Annotated in this window: 16 protein-coding genes; 15 read left to right on the forward strand and 1 reads right to left on the reverse strand. The window is 33.5% G+C overall.

What is annotated here, in order from left to right; all coding sequences use genetic code 11:
- The 15 genes from WKT09_RS11990 to WKT09_RS12060 all read left to right on the forward strand — a co-directional run.
- A partial coding sequence (locus WKT09_RS11990) for a hypothetical protein (RefSeq protein WP_340416248.1) occupies nucleotides 1-835 on the forward strand: 835 nt, incomplete at its 5' end.
- The gene (locus WKT09_RS11995) at nucleotides 780-1,631 is read left to right on the forward strand and encodes an ATP-binding protein (protein WP_340416249.1); all 852 of its coding nucleotides are present in this window, start codon (nucleotides 780-782) and stop codon (nucleotides 1,629-1,631) included. The genes WKT09_RS11990 and WKT09_RS11995, both read left to right, overlap by 56 nt.
- Before the next feature lie 126 nt (nucleotides 1,632-1,757).
- Nucleotides 1,758-2,006: a TIGR04540 family protein gene (locus WKT09_RS12000; RefSeq protein WP_047184324.1), complete on the forward strand. Its 249-nt coding sequence runs from the start codon at nucleotides 1,758-1,760 to the stop codon at nucleotides 2,004-2,006.
- An 18-nt stretch (nucleotides 2,007-2,024) separates the two neighbouring features.
- Nucleotides 2,025-2,627, forward strand: coding sequence for a DUF1819 family protein (locus tag WKT09_RS12005; protein ID WP_340416250.1), 603 nt, complete (start codon nucleotides 2,025-2,027; stop codon nucleotides 2,625-2,627).
- Nucleotides 2,624-3,172, forward strand: coding sequence for a BREX protein BrxB domain-containing protein (locus WKT09_RS12010; RefSeq protein ID WP_340416251.1), 549 nt, complete (start codon nucleotides 2,624-2,626; stop codon nucleotides 3,170-3,172). The genes WKT09_RS12005 and WKT09_RS12010 overlap by 4 nt, the downstream gene beginning before the upstream one ends.
- Before the next feature lie 11 nt (nucleotides 3,173-3,183).
- Nucleotides 3,184-6,747 carry a BREX system P-loop protein BrxC gene (brxC, locus tag WKT09_RS12015; protein WP_340416252.1) on the forward strand — a complete coding sequence of 1,188 codons (3,564 nt, stop codon included), beginning with the start codon at nucleotides 3,184-3,186 and terminating at the stop codon, nucleotides 6,745-6,747.
- A 51-nt stretch (nucleotides 6,748-6,798) separates the two neighbouring features.
- The gene (gene pglX / locus WKT09_RS12020; RefSeq protein ID WP_340416253.1) at nucleotides 6,799-10,284 is read left to right on the forward strand and encodes a BREX-1 system adenine-specific DNA-methyltransferase PglX; all 3,486 of its coding nucleotides are present in this window, start codon (nucleotides 6,799-6,801) and stop codon (nucleotides 10,282-10,284) included.
- A 49-nt stretch (nucleotides 10,285-10,333) separates the two neighbouring features.
- Entirely contained in the window at nucleotides 10,334-12,829 is a 2,496-nt protein-coding gene (pglZ, locus tag WKT09_RS12025) for a BREX-1 system phosphatase PglZ type A (protein ID WP_340416254.1), read from the forward strand.
- Nucleotides 12,830-12,856: 27 nt separating this feature from the next.
- Nucleotides 12,857-16,045 carry a DEAD/DEAH box helicase gene (locus WKT09_RS12030; protein ID WP_340416255.1) on the forward strand — a complete coding sequence of 1,063 codons (3,189 nt, stop codon included), beginning with the start codon at nucleotides 12,857-12,859 and terminating at the stop codon, nucleotides 16,043-16,045.
- Nucleotides 16,046-16,585: 540 nt separating this feature from the next.
- A complete protein-coding gene (locus WKT09_RS12035; protein ID WP_052771652.1) occupies nucleotides 16,586-17,035 on the forward strand; it encodes a hypothetical protein in 450 nt (149 codons plus the stop codon).
- Nucleotides 17,036-17,037: 2 nt separating this feature from the next.
- Entirely contained in the window at nucleotides 17,038-18,096 is a 1,059-nt protein-coding gene (locus WKT09_RS12040) for a TIR domain-containing protein (RefSeq protein ID WP_052771651.1), read from the forward strand.
- Between the two features lie 853 nt (nucleotides 18,097-18,949).
- Complete coding sequence (locus tag WKT09_RS12045) at nucleotides 18,950-19,945, forward strand: virulence RhuM family protein (protein ID WP_340416256.1); 996 nt, start codon at nucleotides 18,950-18,952, stop codon at nucleotides 19,943-19,945.
- A 231-nt stretch (nucleotides 19,946-20,176) separates the two neighbouring features.
- Nucleotides 20,177-20,641, forward strand: coding sequence for a hemerythrin domain-containing protein (locus WKT09_RS12050; protein WP_340416257.1), 465 nt, complete (start codon nucleotides 20,177-20,179; stop codon nucleotides 20,639-20,641).
- A gap of 17 nt (nucleotides 20,642-20,658) precedes the next feature.
- A complete protein-coding gene (locus WKT09_RS12055) occupies nucleotides 20,659-21,072 on the forward strand; it encodes an NEAT domain-containing protein (protein WP_340416258.1) in 414 nt (137 codons plus the stop codon).
- Between the two features lie 128 nt (nucleotides 21,073-21,200).
- Nucleotides 21,201-21,677: a nucleoside deaminase gene (locus WKT09_RS12060; RefSeq protein ID WP_340416259.1), complete on the forward strand. Its 477-nt coding sequence runs from the start codon at nucleotides 21,201-21,203 to the stop codon at nucleotides 21,675-21,677.
- A 47-nt stretch (nucleotides 21,678-21,724) separates the two neighbouring features.
- Here the strand turns inward: WKT09_RS12060 and WKT09_RS12065 are convergent, their stop codons facing one another.
- On the reverse strand, nucleotides 21,725-22,279 hold the full coding sequence (locus tag WKT09_RS12065; protein ID WP_340416260.1) for a hypothetical protein: 555 nt from the start codon (nucleotides 22,277-22,279) through the stop codon (nucleotides 21,725-21,727).
- Nucleotides 22,280-22,400: the final 121 nt, after the last annotated feature.

The following is a 22,400-nucleotide window of genomic DNA, read 5'->3' on the forward strand; positions in this document are numbered from 1 at the left end:
AAATCAGTTTATTTACTGGAGTGAACGTACCAAGGATGTAAGTAAATATTTACTAGAAGAAAAAACAAGGTTAGAAAATGGCAGTAAGGAAGGTGATGTTTCCCTAAAATATGGATGGATTTATAAGAAGGCAGAAGAGTTAAAAGAAGAAGTGATGCTTAGCGTATCTGTAAATACAGTGCGGAAGCACATAAATCAACTGGTAAAAAAGGGATATCTAAATAAAAGAAGCAATCCTATCTATAGATGGGATAAAACATTTCAATATCGCGTAAATCTAGTAAAAGTGACATCAGATTTAAAAAAGATTGGATACCGTTTCGAAGATGAAAATTTGTTAACTGGAAGCGCAGATTTTGATGCTCGAGAAACAAATACTAAACAGTTGAATAATTATAATGAGTTTTCGAAACGCACAGGTATTACTGCAATACCAGAGATTACTACAGATACTAATACAAATAATTTATCAGAAATATCATCTTCATTGTCAATTGATGATGATATGAAATCCAATGATTCTAAACAATTTAATAAAATATGTGAACTTTATTTGAAGCTTAGTGGAAAGTCCAAAATATCATCTAATGACTATAAAGCTATTTTAGAAGTAGTCAAAGAGCAATGGAACACTAACCTAGTTCTGAAATGGATTGAGGATTGTTTTCGCCAGTTTAAGCCACAACACAAAAACGATCAAATTCGTTCTTTTCGATATGTAACAAACTATATTTTTGATCAAGCGCATAAAAACTATTTTTTTCAGGAGGTTGTTAACAATGAACAGAATACAGGAGATTATGTCGAAGATGAATATTTCGAACGATATGGGTGATTTGTCGTTGAAAAAGCCAGGGAAAATCACTAAGCCGTCAAATAAGTGTATTTATAATGAGTGTGATGGAAGTGGTATGATTCATTATCGCAGAGAAGATGGGACAGAAGCGATGACATTTTGCAAGTGTAGAGAGCAAAGACAATTACTAAATTCTATTAAAACTGCTAGAATTCCGAAAGAATATCATCATAAGAGCTTAGAAGATTTTAACGTTAACCATTATCAAAGTAAAGATGCTATAAAGCATGCAAAATATGCGCAAAAGGTAGCATCTGGATTTATCAAATCTTTTGAAACAATGAATGATATGGGACAGGGTCTCTACATTTATAGCAAGACAAAAGGTACAGGAAAAACACTATTATCTATCATTATCATCTATGAACTAATGATGAAATATCAAATAAATCCACTTTATATTTCAGTGGTAAATATATTAAGTGAATTGAAGAATACTTTTCATCAAAAAGAGGTAAATTCATACGATATCATTCGATCTTTAACTGAAGCAGATATCTTAGTTATGGATGATTTAGGTGTGGAAAAAACTACGGATTGGGTGGAAGAAATCTTAACTCAGATTTTAGATGAACGAATGATGGATAATAAACCAACCATTATAACTTCAAATATGCCAATTACAGAGTTAGACCGAAAATACCCAAGCGGTCGTATAAAGAGTCGGGTGGAAAAAATGACTTTTCCAATTCCCATGCCTGAAGAATCTGTACGTAGCACCCTATCCAAACAAGAGAATGATAAAGTTGCTAAATTGTTTTTTGAAGATGAATAAGTCTGTCAATTAATAATGGGCCGTTACCTTTGGTAGCGACTCAATTTTATTATTCTATTATGGTACTTTCGTGGTAGAATAAAATAAAGATAAAGTATAAAAAAAGTAAGAGTAGGTGACTCTTAAATGGAAATTAAAATATTTCAACGAACTCAACGTGATCTTGCAGCATCTATTAACCAAGTTATCGATAAATATTGGGAAGATGAAATTGATGAAGTAGCAATGATGGATTTGATTCAAAAGTTGTACATAAATAATACGAATAAACTTATGAAGAATGGGAGTTATACCACGATAATTCGTCAACAATGTGGAAAACGTAGACTTGAAGTAGTTGATAAAGTAATCAACCAAATAAATAAAACACAATAGAGAGGAGGAATAGAATAAATGGAATATTCAGCAGGATTCACGAAAGAAAAATGGTCAGAGAATGACATTGCGGTAGTAATCAATCTTATTCTGCAAGGGAAAAATAAGAAAGAGATTTTAGAAGAAGTGACGGAGAATAATTTATTCCAATTAAGAAGTCCTTTGAGTATAAAAAATAGATTTAACATGGTTTATAATCGTGCAGTTTCTTTAGACGATGAAATGAAACAGCACTTTTTACGAGCGAATGATTATGATCGAAAGGCATTAACGTTGTATACCTTTCTTCAAGTTTATCGAATAGCATTAGAGTTTTATATAGAAGTTATTGTTTATAAGTATGAACAACAGGAACCACTGTATCGTAATGATTTTCATTATTTCTTTGAAGGTAAAGCAAGTGTAAGCGAGCGAGTTAATGGATGGAGACCTGAGACGATTAAACGTCTAATTAGTACCTTAATGTTATTTTTTAAAGAGGCAAAAATGATTGAACAAATTGATCAAACAAAATACTCCATTAACCCGATACATATAAGCCGAGATTTAAAAACTTACGCTGAAAAGAATATACCATTATTGTATTCATTTTCAGTTTTAGAAAAGGTGAATGAGTCATGAAGTCTACATATGAACGATTAGAACAAATGGAAAAGCGAATTAACCAAGACGGATTCACCCAACCAAAAGGGATTGGGAGTGATATTCCTCATTTTGTATTGGATTATCCAGCGAAAGATGAGCTGCAAGTGCGTGTTTATGTAAAAAATATGTTGAAACGCACGCCCCTTAAGATAAAGGAAGTAAATCTGTTTGAATTCTTACTTTCATTCTTTGACGAAGATGAACTAGAAGAACTATATGAGTTAACAGAAAGTGAAGGGATGCGTGGATTAATAGATGTCATCGACTCGATTTTAAATGAAGGTAATATTATGTTCCAACAGTTTAAAGAAAAAACGGAGGAGGCAGATTTAATTTTTATTACAGGTGTTGGTACCGCTCACCCGTTTCTACGCTCAAGTCAATTACTAAAAATTGTTTCCAGTAAAGGCTATAAAAAGCCAATTATATTGTTTTATCCAGGTGAATTTACAGGGATGAGGCTAAAACTATTTGGCATTTTAGACTATGAAGACGACTATCAATTATCACGTATTTCCTAGGGGGGAAAGGGATGCAAATTAAAGAACTATTTAAAAAAGATATTTTTCGTCCAATAAACAATGTTGTTCAAGCAGAGCAAGTGGACGAAGAGGTAGTAAAAACAGAATTAGATGAATATGTACTGACAGAAGAAAGTGAACACTACTTAGAACGATTCTATCGAAATTATTTAGCAGTATATGACCAGCCTTCAACAAAAGTAGGTGTTTGGATTTCAGGTTTTTTTGGATCGGGTAAATCTCACTTCCTAAAGATTTTATCTTATTTATTACATAATCAATCCATTGCCGGAAAAACTCCTGCCGAATATTTTGAAGACAAGACCAATAATCAAGAATTACTGAACATGATGAAAAAGGTATCTGAGAAAAAAACAGATGCATTATTATTTAATATTGATTCACGTTCCACTTCTTCGTCAAAAGATGCTGAAAAAGAGCGTATCATTGAGGTATTTCTACGAGTGTTTAATAACCATCTAGGGTATTCTGATACACTTTGGGTTGCAGAAATGGAACGCCAATTAGATGAAGATGGAAAGTATGAGGAATTTAAACAAGCGATCCTTGACCAAAATGATAAACCGTGGGAAGAATTCCGATTAAAAATATTACTACGTAAAAAGAAGGTAATTCAAGCATTAGAAACAGTAGGATACGATCGGGATACAGCTGAAACTTTTTTTGATGTAAGTAGAGAATGGTTTTCGATTGATGCACAACGTGTAGCGGAACTAGTTGCCGATTATTGTAAAAAACAAGGCCCGGATTATCGCATTGTGTTCCTAGCGGATGAAATTGGACAATATATCGGTAATAATACGAGCTTAATGCTAAACCTACAAACGATTACAGAAAAATTGGGTGATTTGTGTCAAGGACAAGCTTGGGTTATTGTTACATCACAAGAAAAGCTAGAAGCAACTGTATCAGACTTAGATAGTACAAAGGACTTTTCGAAAATTCAAGGTCGCTTTGAAACAAAAATTAACCTATCAAGTGCGAATACTGATGAGGTGATTAAAAAGCGTCTCTTAGAGAAAACAGAAGTTGGAGAAGATACACTAAAAACCATACATGACCAAGAAGGAAAACTAATTCAAAATCGATTAGCTTTTGATCCAAAAAACACACAACTCCGTTCAGGTTATCGTAGCATCGATGAATTTGTTTCCTTTTATCCGTTTGTTCCTTATCAAATTGAATTATTACAAATGATTTTCACAAAGATTCGTAACCTGGGTGAGGGAGGACAACATACATCACGTGGTGAACGGTCATTACTAAAAGCTTTCCAAGAAGCAGCTCAACTAAATGCGAGTGAAAATGTAGACAATATGGTCACCATGTCTGAATTTTATCCATCAATTCGAGATTATTTAGAATCATCCATCACAAGTACGATTGCAAGAGCAGCAGACCGTGCCAGAAATGACGAGGGGTTAACAGAATATGATGTGCAAGTATTACAAGTTCTTTATTTAATAAAGGGAATAGATGCAATCAAATCCACTCCAAGTAATATTGCTACCTTGATGGTGGAGACGGTATATGACGAACGTCAGCCTTTAGAGTATAAGATCAAAGAATCATTAAACCGTCTGCAAACTGCGATGTTCATTGAGCAACATGCTGATGGAACATATTCTTTCTTATCCGATGAAGAACAAGAAATTAATCGTGAAATACGTGCGGAAGATTATAATTCAGCTGCAGTTAAAGAGCGGTTAGCAAATCTGTTTTTCAACGTGATGTATCGTCATCCAAAATACGAATACAAACATAACGAACTAACCAAACACTTTGATTATAATAAACGCTTCGATAATTACGTGAAGGGTCAAATGAATCATGAATTAACAATGCAAGTGTATACAGAAGGAATGACGGATTCGGAGGCAGCACTGCAAGCGAATTCTGGTTATCTGATTATTTTATTAGATAAAGAATACGTGGCAGAAGCAGAAAAAGCATTAGCATATATCCAGCAAGTTGACAGTTATGTTCGTCGAAAACAATCGAGTACTACAACGCAACAACAGAAACGGATTTTTGAAGCAAAACTAGCAGAAGTGGATGAGTATTCTCATAAAGCAGAAGAATTGTTAGCTAAAGCATGTGAAAATGCGGAATTCTATATCCATAGTCAGCGCCGAGACTTTAATGGAGATTTTGAACATAAAGTGAATCAAGCAATGGATATGCTCATTCGAAATACATTTACAAAATTTCATTATATAGAAGAACCAATCTCTTTTAGAAATAGTAAACAAGAATGGCAACAGGTTGCGGAAAATTTAGGACAACAAAACCTTTTCAGTGATGTAAATAAAAATGCAGTCGATGAAGTAAAAGTCTTCATCGAAGAACTGGAACGTTATCATGATCAACGAACATTAAAAGAGATTGTACAAAAATATGAAGCAGTGCCTTATGGATGGGAAGAACAAGACACAATTGGTATCTTGTTAGGCCTGATGAATGCAGGAAAAGTCCGATTTACTTATGCAGGTGAACCATTTAATCCGAATTCAGAAAGGTTCTACGATAGATTGGAAAGGATATCTGAACGTGATCGGATTGTCGTAATGCCAATTGTTGAGATGGATGGACAAGTTAAACAGGAACTTATTGTACTAGTGCGTGATTTCTTCTCGTTAACACAGATTTTCGATACGTACGATGCGTATGAAGAAATCATCCGTGAAAAAGTACATGAGGAGTTTGTTGAGCCGATTGAGAAGATTCGTGAAAGAAGACGTCAACAAGATCCTACTAGTGACTATCCATATCCTGGCGAGAGTCATATTCGACGAGTCGTAACAGATACACAAAAATTGTTATCGATACGTGACCCAGAACAATTCTGTCGCACCTTCATTCAATATGAAGATGATATGGAGGAATGGTTTGATATTATCGAAATGCTTCAAGGATTCTATGAAGGAAATCCAATTGTAAAGTTTGATGAAGCAGTTCAAGTTCTAAAAAATCATCAACAGGACTTAGAAATTATTCATAATGAAGAACTGGAAGATATTGCTCAACGAATGAAACAAATTTTATTGCAAGAAGAACCATCGAAAGATATTAGTCAATTACCAAAGCTAACCGATGATTTAAAGAACATCATCCAAGAAGAAACAGACAAACAAAAACAAGCTGTTTTGGTTCAATCTGATAAATCAATGGGGCAATTAAAAGATTTATATGAACAATACTCCCAATATGAGACAATTATAGCTTATATTCAGTCGAGAATAGACCGTGCAACTCAACTATATGAAAAGATAAAGAACAGTGAACGCATTTCAAGCGCTCGTATTAATCAACAACAGCTTGATGAACTGGTTGACTCGACAAAATCAAAAGCACGACAAATGTTGAAAGAAATAAGAGAAGAAACAGATACGGTAGAAAGAGAACCAAAACCAATTACAGGTAAAGACCTGTATGATAAGTTTTTCAGTCGTGTAGATACAATTGAAACGGAAGAAGACTTGGAACGAGCAATTGATTCGCTAAAACGAGAATTATTAAAGGAATTGCAGACGCATTACTTTGTGAAATCTTAAATTCAGGAGCAGGTATATTATCTGCTCCTCTACATAGTAGGGGTGAAATAAATGAATAAAGCAGAGTTAAAAAATTTTGCTGTAGAAGCGAGACGTGACTTGCTTGAAAAAGTGGCATTGAAGGCAGAACAATATGGGATTACGAAAGAAAATCCTGAGCTAACAATTGAAGAGAATTACGGACAATTAATTGTCAACGGCAAGACATTTCCTCTAGACCTAAAGCACGCCTTACGGACACTACAAAACCGTCTAAATATGGTTGGTTATGAACAATTAATTGAAGAAGTAGCTTATACGTGGTTTAACCGGATTATAGCGATTCGTTATATGGAAGTGAATAATTACTTGCCTGATCGGGTCAATGTTTTATCCAGTAGTTCTGGTAAAAACGAACCAGATATCTTGCTTCAATATGAAACGATGAATTTAGATATAGATGAAAAACAAATAAAAGAGTTAATTCATAAAGGAGATAATGAACAAGCTTACCGGAAATTGTTTATTACGCAATGTAATGTATTAAATCAATTGCTACCGTTTCTATTTGAAAAAATTGAAGATTATACGGAGTTATTACTTCCCGATTATTTATTGGATCAGGAATCCATCATCCGTAAGATTGTCAATGAATTATCTGATGAGAACTTTTATCAAGTACAGGAAGATGGCTCTCAAAAAGATAATGTGGAAGTTTTAGGCTGGCTTTATCAATATTACATGTCAGAGAAGAAAGAGAAAGTTGGGGGACTTAAAAACACTGCTGTAAAAAAGGAAGATCTACCAGTCGTTACCCAATTATTCACACCTAAGTGGATTGTACAGTATATGGTACAAAATTCATTAGGAAAACTATACGATGAAAAATATGAAGATAATCAGCTAGCCCAGAATTGGGAGTATTATTTAAAACACGAAGAAAACCATCATTTATATCCAGAATTTGATTCATTGGAAGATTTAAAAATTATGGATCCTGCCTGTGGATCAGGTCATATCTTACTTTATGCTTTCGACATGTTACATGACATGTATGAAGAAGCAGGTTATCCATCCAGAGAAATACCTCAGTTAATCTTAGAAAAAAACTTATATGGTTTGGACATTGATAAACGTGCGCAACAAATTGCAAATTTTGCTCTGTTGATGAAGGCTGCGGAAAAACAACCACGTTTTATTTCTAGATTAAGCCGTAAAGGGGAAAACCCAAAAATTAATGTATTTGAAATTGTCGATGCAGATCAAACATTAACTGAAGAAGCGATTGATTATTTTGCATTAGATGAAACGGAAAAGTCCTTGATTAATGAATTAATAAGTCAATTTGAAAATGGGAAACAGTTTGGTTCATTAATTAAACCAATTGATGTCTCTTATAAAGATTGGATTAATCGAATAAATAATCTAGAAAAACAACAAAAAGATTTGATTGAAGGGTCTTATTTTAAGGAGTTAAAAGAAAAACTCTTGCCTGTGTTGAAACAAGCTTATATATTGTATCAAAAATATGATGTGGTTGTGACCAATCCTCCATACCATAATAAATATAATCCAATTCTTAAAAAATTTATATTTAAAAATTATCGAGACTTTAAGTCTGATCTTTATTCAGTATTTATATATCGTACTACTCAAATGTTAAAAGAAAATGGATATTCTGGTTTAATGACTCCATTAACTTGGATGTTCATTGAGGCCCATGAAAAATTGAGAAGTCATATTATTGAGAGAAAGGCAATATCTAGTTTAGTTCAACTTGAATATTCAGCTTTTGAAGAAGCAACTGTTCCGATATGTACATTTGTAATTCAAAATCAGATAAAAAATACTGAAGGAATATATATAAGGTTATCTGAGTTAAAGGGTCCACAAGATTTATATGTAAAAAGAGCTTCTATTGAGGAAGTTGATTATAAATACAAAACATATTCTAATAACTTTAAAATTTTACCCAGTACGCCAATTGCCTATTGGTTGAACGGTAAGCTTGTTACTCCTTTTAAAAATAAGAACATCGGAAGCAAAATAACATCAAAAGCGGGAATAGTTTCAGGGAATGACAACTACTTCTTGAAGCTTTGGCACGAGGTGGAATATAATTCAATAACATTTGACGCAGAAAAGTTTTATCAAGATAGAATAAATTTTAAATGGGTTCCGATTAATAAAGGTGGGAAATATAGAAAATATTATGGTAATTATGAGTACGTATTAAAATTGGATGATTTATGGAGTCCCGAAAAAACTAATGTATCTGTGAGAAGAGGAGATCCAGATTATTATTTTAAAAAGGCTATTACTTGGTCATATGTAACTAGTGGTAATCCATCTTTTAGGATTTCTAAGAATAAGGTGTTTGCAACAGCTGCTCCAAGTATTTATATACATGAAGATACATATTTTGAGTATATACTTGCATTTTTGAATAGTAATATTGCTAGATTTTACTTAGACATACTAAATCCGACTCTAAATTTAAATGTAACAAATGTTTCTAATCTACCTCTTATTGTGAACCACAATGAATTAGATAAAGTAGTAATATTAACTCGTGAAAATATTAAGATTTCGAAAAATGATTGGGATTCTTTTGAAACATCATGGGACTTTGAAACACATCCTTTCATTAATTATAATTCAATAAATAAACTAGGTGATATTTTTCGAAAATGGAAAGAACTTACTGATAAGCGGTTCCAAAGAGTTATGTGCAATGAAATAGAATTAAATAAAATTTTTATAAAAATATATGGTTTAGATAATCAAATGAGTTCAGAAGTAACGGAAGAAGATATAACAATTAATAAAGCAAATTCACTAAGAGATGCAATTTCATTTTTATCATTTTTTATTGGATGTCTGTTTGGAAGATATTCATTAGACAATAAAGGGATTGTTTTTGCTGGTGGTGAGTTTGATGTATCGACGTATAAAAAATTTAAGCCCAATCCAGATGGTTTAATCCTATTAACTGAAGAACATTATTTCGAAAATGATATAATTGTTCGTCTTAGAGAGTTTTTATCAGTTGCGTTTAACCCTGATACCGTAGATGAAAATATGAACTGGTTAGCCGAATCATTAGGAATGAAAAAAAACGAATCACCAGAGGAACGTTTACGCAGATATTTCGTAGACGAATTTTTTAGAGATCACTGCCAAACATATCAAAAACGACCAATTTATTGGTTAGTTGATTCTGGTAAACAAAAAGGATTACGGACGCTCATTTATATGCATCGATATCAGCCTGATACGATGGCAACGATTCGTTTTGATCATTTGCAGGAGATTCAAGCGAAATATCAAAATGAAATTGAGATGATTGATACACGGTTAGCAAATCCAAGTCTATCTGCTACAGATAGACGTAACCTTGAAAAAGCTAAAATATCTTATCAGAAGAAGATAGAAGAACTCCAGGAATTTGATAAGCATTTAGCAGTATATGCAAATGAACCAATCGAAATTGATTTAGATGACGGTGTGAAAGTCAACCATGCCAAATTCGATAAAGTACTAGCAAAGATTAAATAACAGAAAGAGGGAGTTTCCCTCTTTCTCTTTACATAACGAGGTGGAAGTTATGAATGTAATAGAGAAATTACAAGAAAAAATACAGCAAGAGAAAGAAACAAAAGGGCGTGCCATAGTATTTTGGTATGATGCACAAGCTCAAGTGGATGTGGAAGAACTTAAAGAACAATTAGAAGAGGTAGAAGTAAGGTATGTAAATGAGCGTAATTTTTTCCAATTAAAAGTTGAAATAGAACTAGAGAAACCAAATCAATCATTTTTAATCTATACCGATGGACCAAGACCGGAAGATGCAGAAAATATGTTGTTGGATATCTTATTATACAGTGCTGAATTTAAAGCAGATGAAACTGCTTTGTTATCCGAAACTTTACAAGTGTCAGATCATGTCTTACGTCCAATGATGGAACAATATCCTTTGTTCTTTGGAAGTAAAGAACGGAAAAGAAGATTGGCAAAAGTATTACCTCAAAAAGCTGACCAAAGCCAATTTGAATTAAGTATGATGGCGGTGTTAACCAAAGCGCCTGTGCCAGATATTCGGTTAATTATACGCCAACTTCTTTTACAAGATTTATACATACGAGAAAATGACTTAATAAAACAATTTAAGCGTAACTTTTCATTAGAACGTGCATTTGAAATGATTGGTAGATATTTCGGTATATCATTAGAACAGACGGAAGAACCATTAGTCGAATTAATGAATGTCTTAATCTATCAACATTTTAGGCGAAATGCGCAGTTTTCTGTAGATGAGTGGGAAGATAAGTGGACCTCATCCTCACCTAACGTCTGTGCATTATTTATTGAAGAATGGCTACAACGTAGTGACAAAGAAGTATTAGAAGAGCACATTATAGATTGGGAAAGAGTAAATCGATTAAGAGAAGTCCTTTCACAACAAGAGTTAGATAATTTCACAATGGTAGATACTTTCCCTGTTGTTGATGCATTGATTATTGAAAAATGTATCGATGAACTTCTTCATCAAACCATTCATGTAAGTGAGCGATTATCTTTAATTGAACAACGGTTACAAACCCATTGGGGATCGAAAGGCCAATTAAATGCGGTATATAACACCTTATATCAAGCAATACGGCTGGAGCAATTGAAATTAACCATTAAACGTATGTATCAGGAAGATGATTTATACGAAAGTTACGCAGCATACGTATTTGAAGTTGATCAAGCATATCGTCATTTTATGTATGATTTTACTAAACTAGAATCAAAGGAAATGTTAGAAGAGATTGCAAGTCGATTAACAAATTGGTACGAAAATAAGTTCTTACGTCATATATCAGAAGAGATAAACTATAAGCTAACGGAAGGTTATATATCAACTTTGATGCAACAACGAAGGTTTTTTGCCCAACACATACGTCCTATATTGGAAAAAGAACAAACAAGGGTATTTGTTATTATTTCCGATGCTTTAAGATACGAAGCAGCCTATGAACTACATACCCAATTAGAAGAAAGGGAAAATGGAACATCCACGATCCAACCGATGGCTGCCAGCTATCCAACATATACACAACTAGGGATGGCGTCTCTATTACCACATCGAGAACTAACCGTGGATGAGAATAAAGTAGTTTATGCAGACGGTCAATCAACAAAGGGTTTGGATAACCGACGTAAAATCTTACAATCTGTTGAACCACAAACCGAAGTACTTAAATTAAAAGCATTACTCGATATGAAAACGACTGAAGCTGAACAGGTATTAAGAGGAAAACGGTTAGTTTATTTATACCATGACCATATAGATGCATTAGGAGATTCAGCGAAGTCAGAACGAGAAACCTATGAAGCGGTTCACCAGGCCATTCAAGATCTAAATTATGCGGTTGATCGGTTATCACGACTGCAAGCAAAACGGATTTTTATAACCGCAGATCACGGTTTTTTATTTCAATTTAAACAAATTGAAGAATATGGGAAAATCCCAGCTGTGGAAGGTCAAGTGATGGACGGTAATCGTAGATTTGCGATTGGAAACCAACTATCCATTCCTGAAGGAGCAATAAAGTTAGAGGAAGAACAAACCCCATTAAAAAATGTTGAAGTCGTTTTAGCAAAAGGGTTGAACCGATTTAAAACAGGTGGGGGTCTACAATTCATTCATGGCGGTGCATTACCACAAGAAGCAGTTGTACCATTAATCGACTATCGCCGTATTGAAAAAGCACAGCCTGTTGACATTGCAGTAGCGATGGTACAAAAAGTAATTACAAACTACCGTGTGCCGATTTCATTTTATCAAGAGCAGAGTGTGTCCGATGAATATACATCACGTAAAGTGCGTGCAGCGTTCTATCAAGGGGATGAACGTATTTCAAATGAAGTGGAACTCGTATTTGATTTAAAAGGAGAAAATAAGGACCGAAATAGACAAGTTGAATTTAGTTTGATTGAAAAACATTATAAAATTGGTGAGACGTGTACATTAAGAATCGAGCATGTTACGAAGAAAGGAACAGAGCCTTATTTAGAAGAAGAGTTTGTTTTACGCTTATACGAAGCATTGTATTAAGTTTGAGAAGGAAAAGAAGGTGTAATTGTGCTTAAAAAAGGGGAAATTGTAGGAGCTTCCTTTTGGCCAGAGCCAGTTCAGATTAAACATATCGAAACGATAGATGAAGATTTATATTTAGTAGAAGCAGTTGGACGAGAATCCAATCAATTCTTTGAAAACTATCTGGAGAGTTATCAGCTGTATGAAGTGGAGCGATATTCTGAAGAAGACGCATCGGATAATTTAAAGGATCGTTTTCAGCATTATTTGCAATATCATGTATTAAAAACGGAACGAGAATATTCCCAATCAAGAGCGCGTGGGAATAAGAATATGATCCCTCTTCCACATCAAATCGAGGCCGTCTATAGCAAAATGCTTCAAGCTCCACAAGTACGATATCTGCTAGCAGATGACCCTGGTGCTGGTAAAACGATTATGTCAGGAATGCTAATCCGAGAACTAAAAGCCCGAAATATGGTTCGAAAAACATTAATTTTAGTACCACCTCTTGTGTTGAAACAGTGGCAAGCAGAGTTAAAAGAAAAATTTGATGAGGATTTTTTAATCATTACCCGTGATTATTTAAAAGCATCCGGAGAGATGAATCCATTTGAGATGCACCAACAAATCATTGTCTCGATGTATTGGGCTTCTCGTGAGGACATTAAAAATATGATTATAAATGCTCATTTTGATTTAGTGATTGTGGATGAAGCGCATAAAATGGCAGCATATACCGTTGGTCAAAAGAAACGAAAAGTGAAGCGTACAAAAATGTTTCAACTTGGAGAAACTTTATTAAGGCATACAGAACACACCTTGCTATTAACCGCAACTCCGCATAAAGGAGACAAAGAGAACTTTCGTCACTTAATGAGTCTAATTGATCCGGATATATTTTCTAATCTCAATCGAGGGGACTCCATTTTTGAAAAAAGTAACCCTTATGTCATTCGTCGTTTAAAGGAAAACATGGTTAATTTTGATGGCACGCCGTTGTTCCCTAAACGTACGACAAAAACACTAGGATTTAACTTAAGTCCAGCAGAAATTGATTTATATGATGCGGTAACAGAATATGTTCGGCACTATTTTAATCGTGCGAAGAAAAACAATAAACCTAATGTTGCTTTTGCTATGATGATTTTACAAAGACGGCTAAGTTCTTCAACCGAAGCAATTTATCTTTCTTTAGTACGACGAAAAGAACGACTACAACGTGTATTAGAAACAGGGCAAAAAGCAGAACAAATCATGCTAGAATATGAAGATTATGAAGATATATCGTTAGAAGAACAGGAATTACTAGAGGAATATGCCGAGGGTGAATTTGAAGAACTAGATTATGATGAATTACAAACAGAAATCGAAATGCTGGATCAATTGATTCGCAAAGCAAATGTAATCAGACAAAATGAAAATGAACGAAAATATTTAGAGCTAGAAAAGACATTGTTTGGTGCAGGCGGTTTATTGGCAAAAGGTAAAAAAATCTTAATTTTTACCGAATCCAAAGATACATTAAATTATCTAGAGAAGAAACTAAAAGCCTATGTACCGGATATAGCTAAAATCGTTGGAGACTTTTCGATGGACCGAAGACAAGAGGAAGTCGAGAAGTTCCGAAATGACGTTCAAATTATGATTGCTACCGATGCAGGTGGTGAATCCATCAACCTACAATTTTGTAACCAAATGATAAATTATGATATTCCGTGGAATCCAAATCGATTGGAACAACGGATGGGGCGTATTCATCGTATTGGTCAGAAGAATGAGGTGTTTGTATTTAACTTAGTTGCTACCAATACACGTGAAGGTGATGTGTTAACGAGGTTATTAACAAAAATGGAACAAATGCGTGAAGACCTTGGACAAGATCTAGTCTATGACTTTGTTGGCGAAGTTCTAGAGGATAAACAAGCAGATTTATCTTCCGTCATGGAAAAAGCCATCTTAGATCGTGAAAATTTGGATGAAATTATCGAACATATGGAGAAAACGTTATCAGAAGAACATAAGCGACTGCTTGAACTTGCCCAAAATGAACGTTTAGATGACAATTTTGATTTGCCAGGTGCAAAGCGTTCGTTTGATGAAGTATCCATGCATAGTGTTCCAACACGCTTTTATGGACGTTTTGTTGTGAATGGATTAAAAAATACTAGAACACGAATGAGTGTATCGAATGACCAAACCATAGCTCGGATTGATCGTTTCCCAAAACGTATTCGTGACTTTGCTCGTGACCAAAAGTTGATGTTTCAATTTGATAACTCCATACGATTTGCTCTCACCTCAGCAAAAGAAACGGATAAACTCCCAATGATCGAGAACGATGATCCATTGTTTAACTTAGTCATGAAGTTAACCGCAAAAGAAATGCAGCAAACCATACTGCCGTTATATGAAGTAAATGCTTCCATAACGGAACCAATGATTATGGAGTTAGATCAAGTTTCTATTATAGACGGTAATGGTAGAGAGCTGGAGCAGAAGTTGATGTTAACCGGTAAACGTGAAAATGGTAAGTTTGTACAAATATCACCATACTTACTTTTTCACCAATCCTTAGAAGTAATCAAGATCTATGAGAAAGAGGATCAAGATATTAAACGTTATGTCATTCAACAAGCAAGAAAATTACTAAAAACTACACAAAGAAAGCGCGAGGAATACACTAATAGAAAACGTGTTTTCCTTAGAAAATCATTTGAAGATCAAATGGAGACTCTGCAAGAACGTTTACAAAAATATCAAGAGGAAAATATCGGTGGTAAAAACAGTGCTTTAATTAATCAAACCTATGCTCAAATAGATGAGATGGAAGATCGAAGTAAAGAACGTTTGAATGAGATAGATCGAGAACGTTCCATTCAATTAAAACCAGTAAAGCGAATTGCTCAATTTAAAGTAAAGCCTACTAATGTAGAATGTGGTCGAGTTATATCAGATGACTATTTACATGTAATTGAAGAATACGAATTAAGTCAAGGTAGAATGAATGTTAGAAAACAGCCTTCTTATGGATTGATTGATTTTATTAGTGAAGAGATAGATGGTGAAAGTCGTTTAATTATCGTAACAAATGATATCAACCAAATTCAACGTCAATTGGTTGAAGAGGATTATGAGGCTATTAAGAGTAAAGTGTATGTCTATGAAATCGTTGATAATAAGGTTATAGAACATCAATTTATTCGAATAGTTCAACAGAAATTATTTTTATAGTAGTAGGTGAATCAACAATCAATTAGTTTATTCAATTCCTTAAACTTTAAGAAGTATAGGAAAACAAAGCAGTGATTACAGTGAAAATATTTTTCATAGACGAGGAGATTTAATGTGTAAAAAACAATATGATCTCCTAAAACATTAATCTATAAGTGTCCCATTGTAAGATAATGGTTGAAGAGGAACCATAAACGCAGTAAAGTACCCTGTTTTTACAATTAAAGATGATGACTCGTATAACGTTTTATTGGGAACATTGTGGAATGATATTTGATGAAGGTTATTGTAAAAAAGTGGGAACCGAAACTTAATAATAATAGAATTTTACCTATTAATCAAGGTGGAGAATTAATTGAAAACAGGGTACTGATGCAGCATGGATAAAAGAAATTATTGATAGGGTATTTAATTAAGTTTTGTGTCAGTAAACAACTGATACTTGCTACGCTTGAACCTTAATTATGAAGACGTTTCACATTTAAGTAACTTTAGGATTAAACCTAATAAGTAAATACTAATTATAAGGTAGTGATAAATTTGAGTACTGTTTCCTTTCAGATTGATATACCTACGGACTCTGATGGGTATTTATCCATTCAATGCCCTTATTGTGAAAATAAATTTAAAGTTTTAGGAAATTATTTTGAAAAAATAGATGCAATAGAAATTTATTGTCCAATTTGTGGTTTAGTAAACGAAATAAACTCATTTTTCACAAAAGAGGTTATTGAAAAGGCAATGTCTATTGCACAAAATTATGCCGAAGATTTAATTTACAATATGTTTAAAGATATCGAAAGGAAAAATAGAGGAAATAAATTTTTGAAGTTTAAAACTGGAAGAAAACCTTCACATCATGAACCAGAACTTTATGAAACAGTACAAAACCTTGTTAATGTCAATAAAGTATGTTGTGGTTCAGATATTAAAGTAACTTTACTTGATAAATGGTTAGTACCTTATTGTATAAAATGCGGGAGGAAATGATTATGAATGTCAGGGAATTAAATAAATTAAGTAGAGAGTTTAGGACCAATTCTTCCAGGTATTTAGCAACAAAATATGGAACAGAGCAACAAGATCTTAAGAGGTTTTTATTGTTTATAGAAAATACACCATTAATAATGGATTATATAAATGAATGTATTGGCGAAGAAATAGACTTTGAAGAAATAATTCAGCAAAAAGGATGGAATGAAAAATTTAATTTGCCTTTGGAATCAAAAGAAGAAGTATCTTATGTTTATCAATTACTAAAGTATATTGATAAAACTGGAAATTTCGTTGGCATAATTATGGGATACGGATCTGGACGAAAAATACAAGATCATCTTGATGCATTTAATCATCAGGTTGTAATACACCTAATAAACCATATAAGAGAGTATATTGAAGATACTATTTATGGTATAGAGCCTTTAAAACCTGAATTTGTCGAGTCAAGTGATCCAAAGATCTTTATATCATATTGTTGGGAAGATAAATTGTTTGCTGATTTAATAGATGAAGATTTTAAAAAACTAGGGTTTACTTTAACACGTGATGAGCGCGACTTGAGGTTTAAAGAGAGTATTAAAAGTTTTATGGAATCTATTGGTAAGCATGACTTTGTAATTAGTATTATAAGTGATAATTATTTAAAATCCGTAAATTGCATGTATGAAATTTCCGAAGTTATGCGTTTGCGTGAATATAAAGACAAAATGCTACTAATAATACTAAATGAATCTGATATTAATTTATTACCTGATTCAGTTTTGAAACCTAAAAATTTTTCTGCAAATATATATGAAGTTGTATCTCATATTGAATATATCAAATTCTGGGAAGGAGAAGAAAGAAACCTTGCAGAGAAAATTTCTATGATTAGCGAGGATGTAAATAAAATTCAACCTCTAAACGAACTTAAAAGAATCCAAAGTATTAAAAGTAATATTAGTGATTTCTTAGCTGATATTAGTGACTGGAATAATACAAATCTAAGTGAATTAAAAGCATCTAATTATTCAGCCTTTATTGACGAGATACAGTCAATTAAAAATGTCTAACTTTATTTAGTACTGAGAAAAGTAAACTTTTAACTTTCTAATTCTTTTATGCTAATTTACGAAATTACTACTTACTACTTTATTTGTTAGACAAAGAATAAGTTTTACACAAATTTTACACAAAGCCGGTGCAAAACCTTATAAAATCAATACTTAGAGACCTATTTCGACCCCGGCCACCGGGCTCAATACTATTAACATTAGTGATACATACATTTAATGGTTGATAGAGATCAGGAAATAGTCAAGAAATATTTACATCTTTTCAAAGTTTTGTGTTAACAAAAGGCATCAAAATGAATTAACCTAAAGCAATATTGAAAATAGTAATAAGCTTGACTAGCAATAATATAAATTCTTAAATGACTTCAGAGACTAGGGCTAATAACACTTGATTTAATTACCTTGTTTAAAATGAGCCATCCAGGAGAATAGTGTATCTTTCATAGTAATCACCCTACTAGATGTTATAGCTCAGGGTGATTACTTTTTTGTAGTCAGCGACTCTGTATACTCACCCCATGGCTAAGTATGGATTACATGTTTTAAAGAGACATTCGCTACCTTTAAATCGTTACGGTGAACCGTATCATAAGTAACGGTAATACAAAGGAGAGAGATTAAATGAAACAACACCACATCCGTAAAATTAAATAATATACGAGTAAACCTTTAAGACTTTTTCACCAGTTTTAGAGGTTTTATTTTTGCAAATACAGAACTTAATCAACAAGAGAACAAATGATCCCTTTCTGTTCAAGAATTCAATGTTTATATGGTATAATAGTGTGTAGAAAAAATGTCATAGAAGGTAGAGCAATATTAAATAATACAAATATAAGGGGGAATCTGAGTGGAAAATGACACTAATATTCTCATCTATCAAACAGAAGACGGTAACACAAAAATAGATGTTAGACTTGAAAACGAAACTGTTTGGATGACACAAAAGGCCATAGCAGAGTTATACCAAACCTCTCCACAAAATATTACACTTCATATTAAAAATATTTATGAAGAAGCAGAATTGCAGGAAGAATCAACTTGTAAGTATTACTTACAAGTTCAAAATGAAGGTTCAAGAGAGGTAAAAAGAAAAACCAAGCACTACAACCTCGAAATGATCATTGCAATCGGTTATCGAGTCCGTTCTCACCGGGGTACGCAATTCCGCCAGTGGGCCACTGAACGTTTAAATGAATATCTTGTCAAAGGTTTTACAATGGATGACGATCGTTTGAAAGAAATGCGAAACTTTGGACAGGATTATTTCGATGAATTACTGGAGCGAATTCGTGATATTCGTGCTTCGGAAAAAAGGTTCTATCAAAAGATTACAGACATTTATGCTACCTCTGTAGATTATGATGCTAATGCTGAAGTAACTACTAAATTTTTCGCAACGGTTCAAAATAAATTACATTTTGCAATTCATGGTATGACTGCTGCTGAGCTCATCTCAGATCGAGCAGATGCAGAGAAAGAAAACATGGGACTTACTTCATGGAAAGGTGATAAAATACGCAAACGAGATGTGACGATTGCAAAGAATTACTTAAATGAAAAGGAAATTAAGGCGCTTAATCGTATAGTGACTAGATATTTAGATTACGCAGAAGATCAAGCAGAAAGAAAAAGACCGATGTATATGAAAGACTGGAAAGAAAGACTTGATGCTTTCTTGGAATTTGATGAACGCGAAATCCTCCAAGATGCTGGAAGAGTAGAAAAGGCAGTAGCAGATAAAATAGCCATTGAGGAATATGAGAAATATAACCAACGTCGCATTGATCAAAATACCTCAAATGATTTTGATAAATTTATTGAAAATAATAATTTGAAAAAATAATTTTGTGGTTACAGATAAATACAAAATCATCGCATAAGTAGAAGTTTTTACGGGAGCGATGATTTTACCATGAAAAGTGGAGATTCCTACCACAAATAACGAATAGATACAACATCTCAAATCAAATACCTATAAATTCAAATCACTATATATTCTTCTTCATTCAATTAATGTTATCATATATATTAATAATAAATTTTATAAAACATCTTATGAAAAAGGGTGATCTAAATGAGCAGTGGCAAGAAAGGTATTAAACGCCATGAAGTATTACAACCTTTGTCCAGACACCATATGGTTGCATTACATCTAGGTGTCAAACTTAGACGAGCTAATACACCAGAAAGTCTATTAAGTAATGAAGAAATCCGTCAAGAAGTGATTGATTTTTGGGAACCAGATGGACAGGCACATTTTCGTGAAGAAGAGGAAATTTTATTACCTGTCTATGCTCAGTATGGAGATGTTCAAGATCCACTAATCATAGAAATGCTTGTGGAACATGTACAAATACGTTCGCTCATTCGACAAATCACCAATGCCACGAGACCTTTAATAGAAGAAATGCATGAACTTGGGCATTTACTCGAACAACATGTACGGAAAGAAGAAAGAATTATCTTTCCGATGATTGAAAAAGCATTGCCAGAAGACGTACTACAAGAAATGGCACCATATATTCATGATGAACAATAAATGAGGAGGACAAACAGATGAGTCAAACAAATATCGAATTAGAAAATGGAACATATACGATTCATTTACAAACATTAAAAAAAGATGCAGAGGAAGAATCTGCGATGGCAAATTACTTATCACAAGTCGCTGTCATCACGAAAGATAATACATTCCTTACGATTGCATTATTATTACAAAGTGAAAAAACAATTACTGGATTCCAAGTAGAACGACGTCCAAATGAGTTTGTGGAAGCGATAGAGCGCCATGTAAATGACGAAATGGAACGACGTTCAGAGTTGTTTGAACTAGACGAGCTTCCGGTAAACTTAAGGGCTCGTGTTCAATATGAAGTCGAACATGAAGGTGGTACATTTAAAGGAGATGAAGTATTACGTCTTTCCTTTGATCCATCAAGCATTGAAAAAGTAGAGACCAATCAAGAATAACAATTCAAAAGCCACCACTTCACATGATTCTTCTAGAGCGAAGTGGTGGTTTAATTGTAGGATTACGTATGCTGATTTTCTTTTACAATATAATTAACATCCTATCATTATGTAAAGGGGAAAAAATAATGATTACCGAAACAGATTTAACATTTTTAGAACGCTCTGTTCAATTAGCAAAATTAGCACTTGAAAAAGGGGATGAACCATTTGGTTCTTTACTCGTTTCAAAAGATGGAGACGTATTATTTGAAGACCACAATCATGTAGCAAGTGGGGACCATACACAACATCCCGAATTTGCAATTGCAAGATGGGCGGCAAACAATATGACAGAAGAAGAACGCAAATCAGCTACCGTATATACATCTGGGGAACATTGTCCAATGTGTGCAGCAGCTCATGGCTGGGTCGGCTTAGGCAAAATCGTATATGCTAGTTCATCTGAACAATTAGCAGCATGGTTAACAGAATTCGGCGTCGCACCGAGTCCCGTTAAAAATTTGCCCATTCAAGCTGTTATTCGTGATGCCGAAGTTGCTGGACCTGTCGAATCTTTATCTAACATCGTAAAAGAGTTACACCGTCAATTACACAAAAAATAAAAGAAGGGATTTCAGCATATAACAGCTGAAATCCCTTTTCTTATTACTTACTCTTTCGTAATTAACTCCTGTTCAAACAGTTCGCGGTCTTCAATCATAATACGAATTTGGCCATTTGGTGTATATTCATAAAAGATGATCCCTTTTTCATCTACCCAAAATTTACGATGTGTATCCATTTGTTCAAATCGTTCTGATAACGTTTTTTCTAAAGCTTCTTTCGTACGATTATGTTTATTCGGCTTTACAAAATAATGGGCACGGATTAATAAATCTTCCTCTGGTCTCGTCTCATCAATTTGATTTGAAAATTCATAACGTACTTCATATACGGTCATATCTAGAAACTTTAAATTTTTAATTCGTTTTCCATTAATATGTGTAACCGTCGTACCGTCTTCTTCATAGAGCGATACATAATCATTTTTTTCAAAATCATTTTCTGCCGCTTCTAAATGATCAATTACGTCCTGCATCGGTTTTCTTATCTCTGTTTCTTCACTAACATCTATTTTTGCTAAATGTAATTTTGCCACAACATCGTTCGAACACCCTGTCAAAAAAATCAAACAAGCAAACGATATAAGATAAAACTTCTTCAATGAGCATACCCCTTTATTCTTAAAAACTCTTTCTACCTATTTGCCCATAATTCTTATACTACTATCTTAACATAAATTTCTTTGACTATAAGGAAATATACCATAGTTTTCATACTCATTT

It is taken from the genome of Pseudogracilibacillus sp. ICA-222130 (genome assembly GCF_037892545.1).
GTDB lineage: Bacteria > Bacillota > Bacilli > Bacillales > Amphibacillaceae > Pseudogracilibacillus.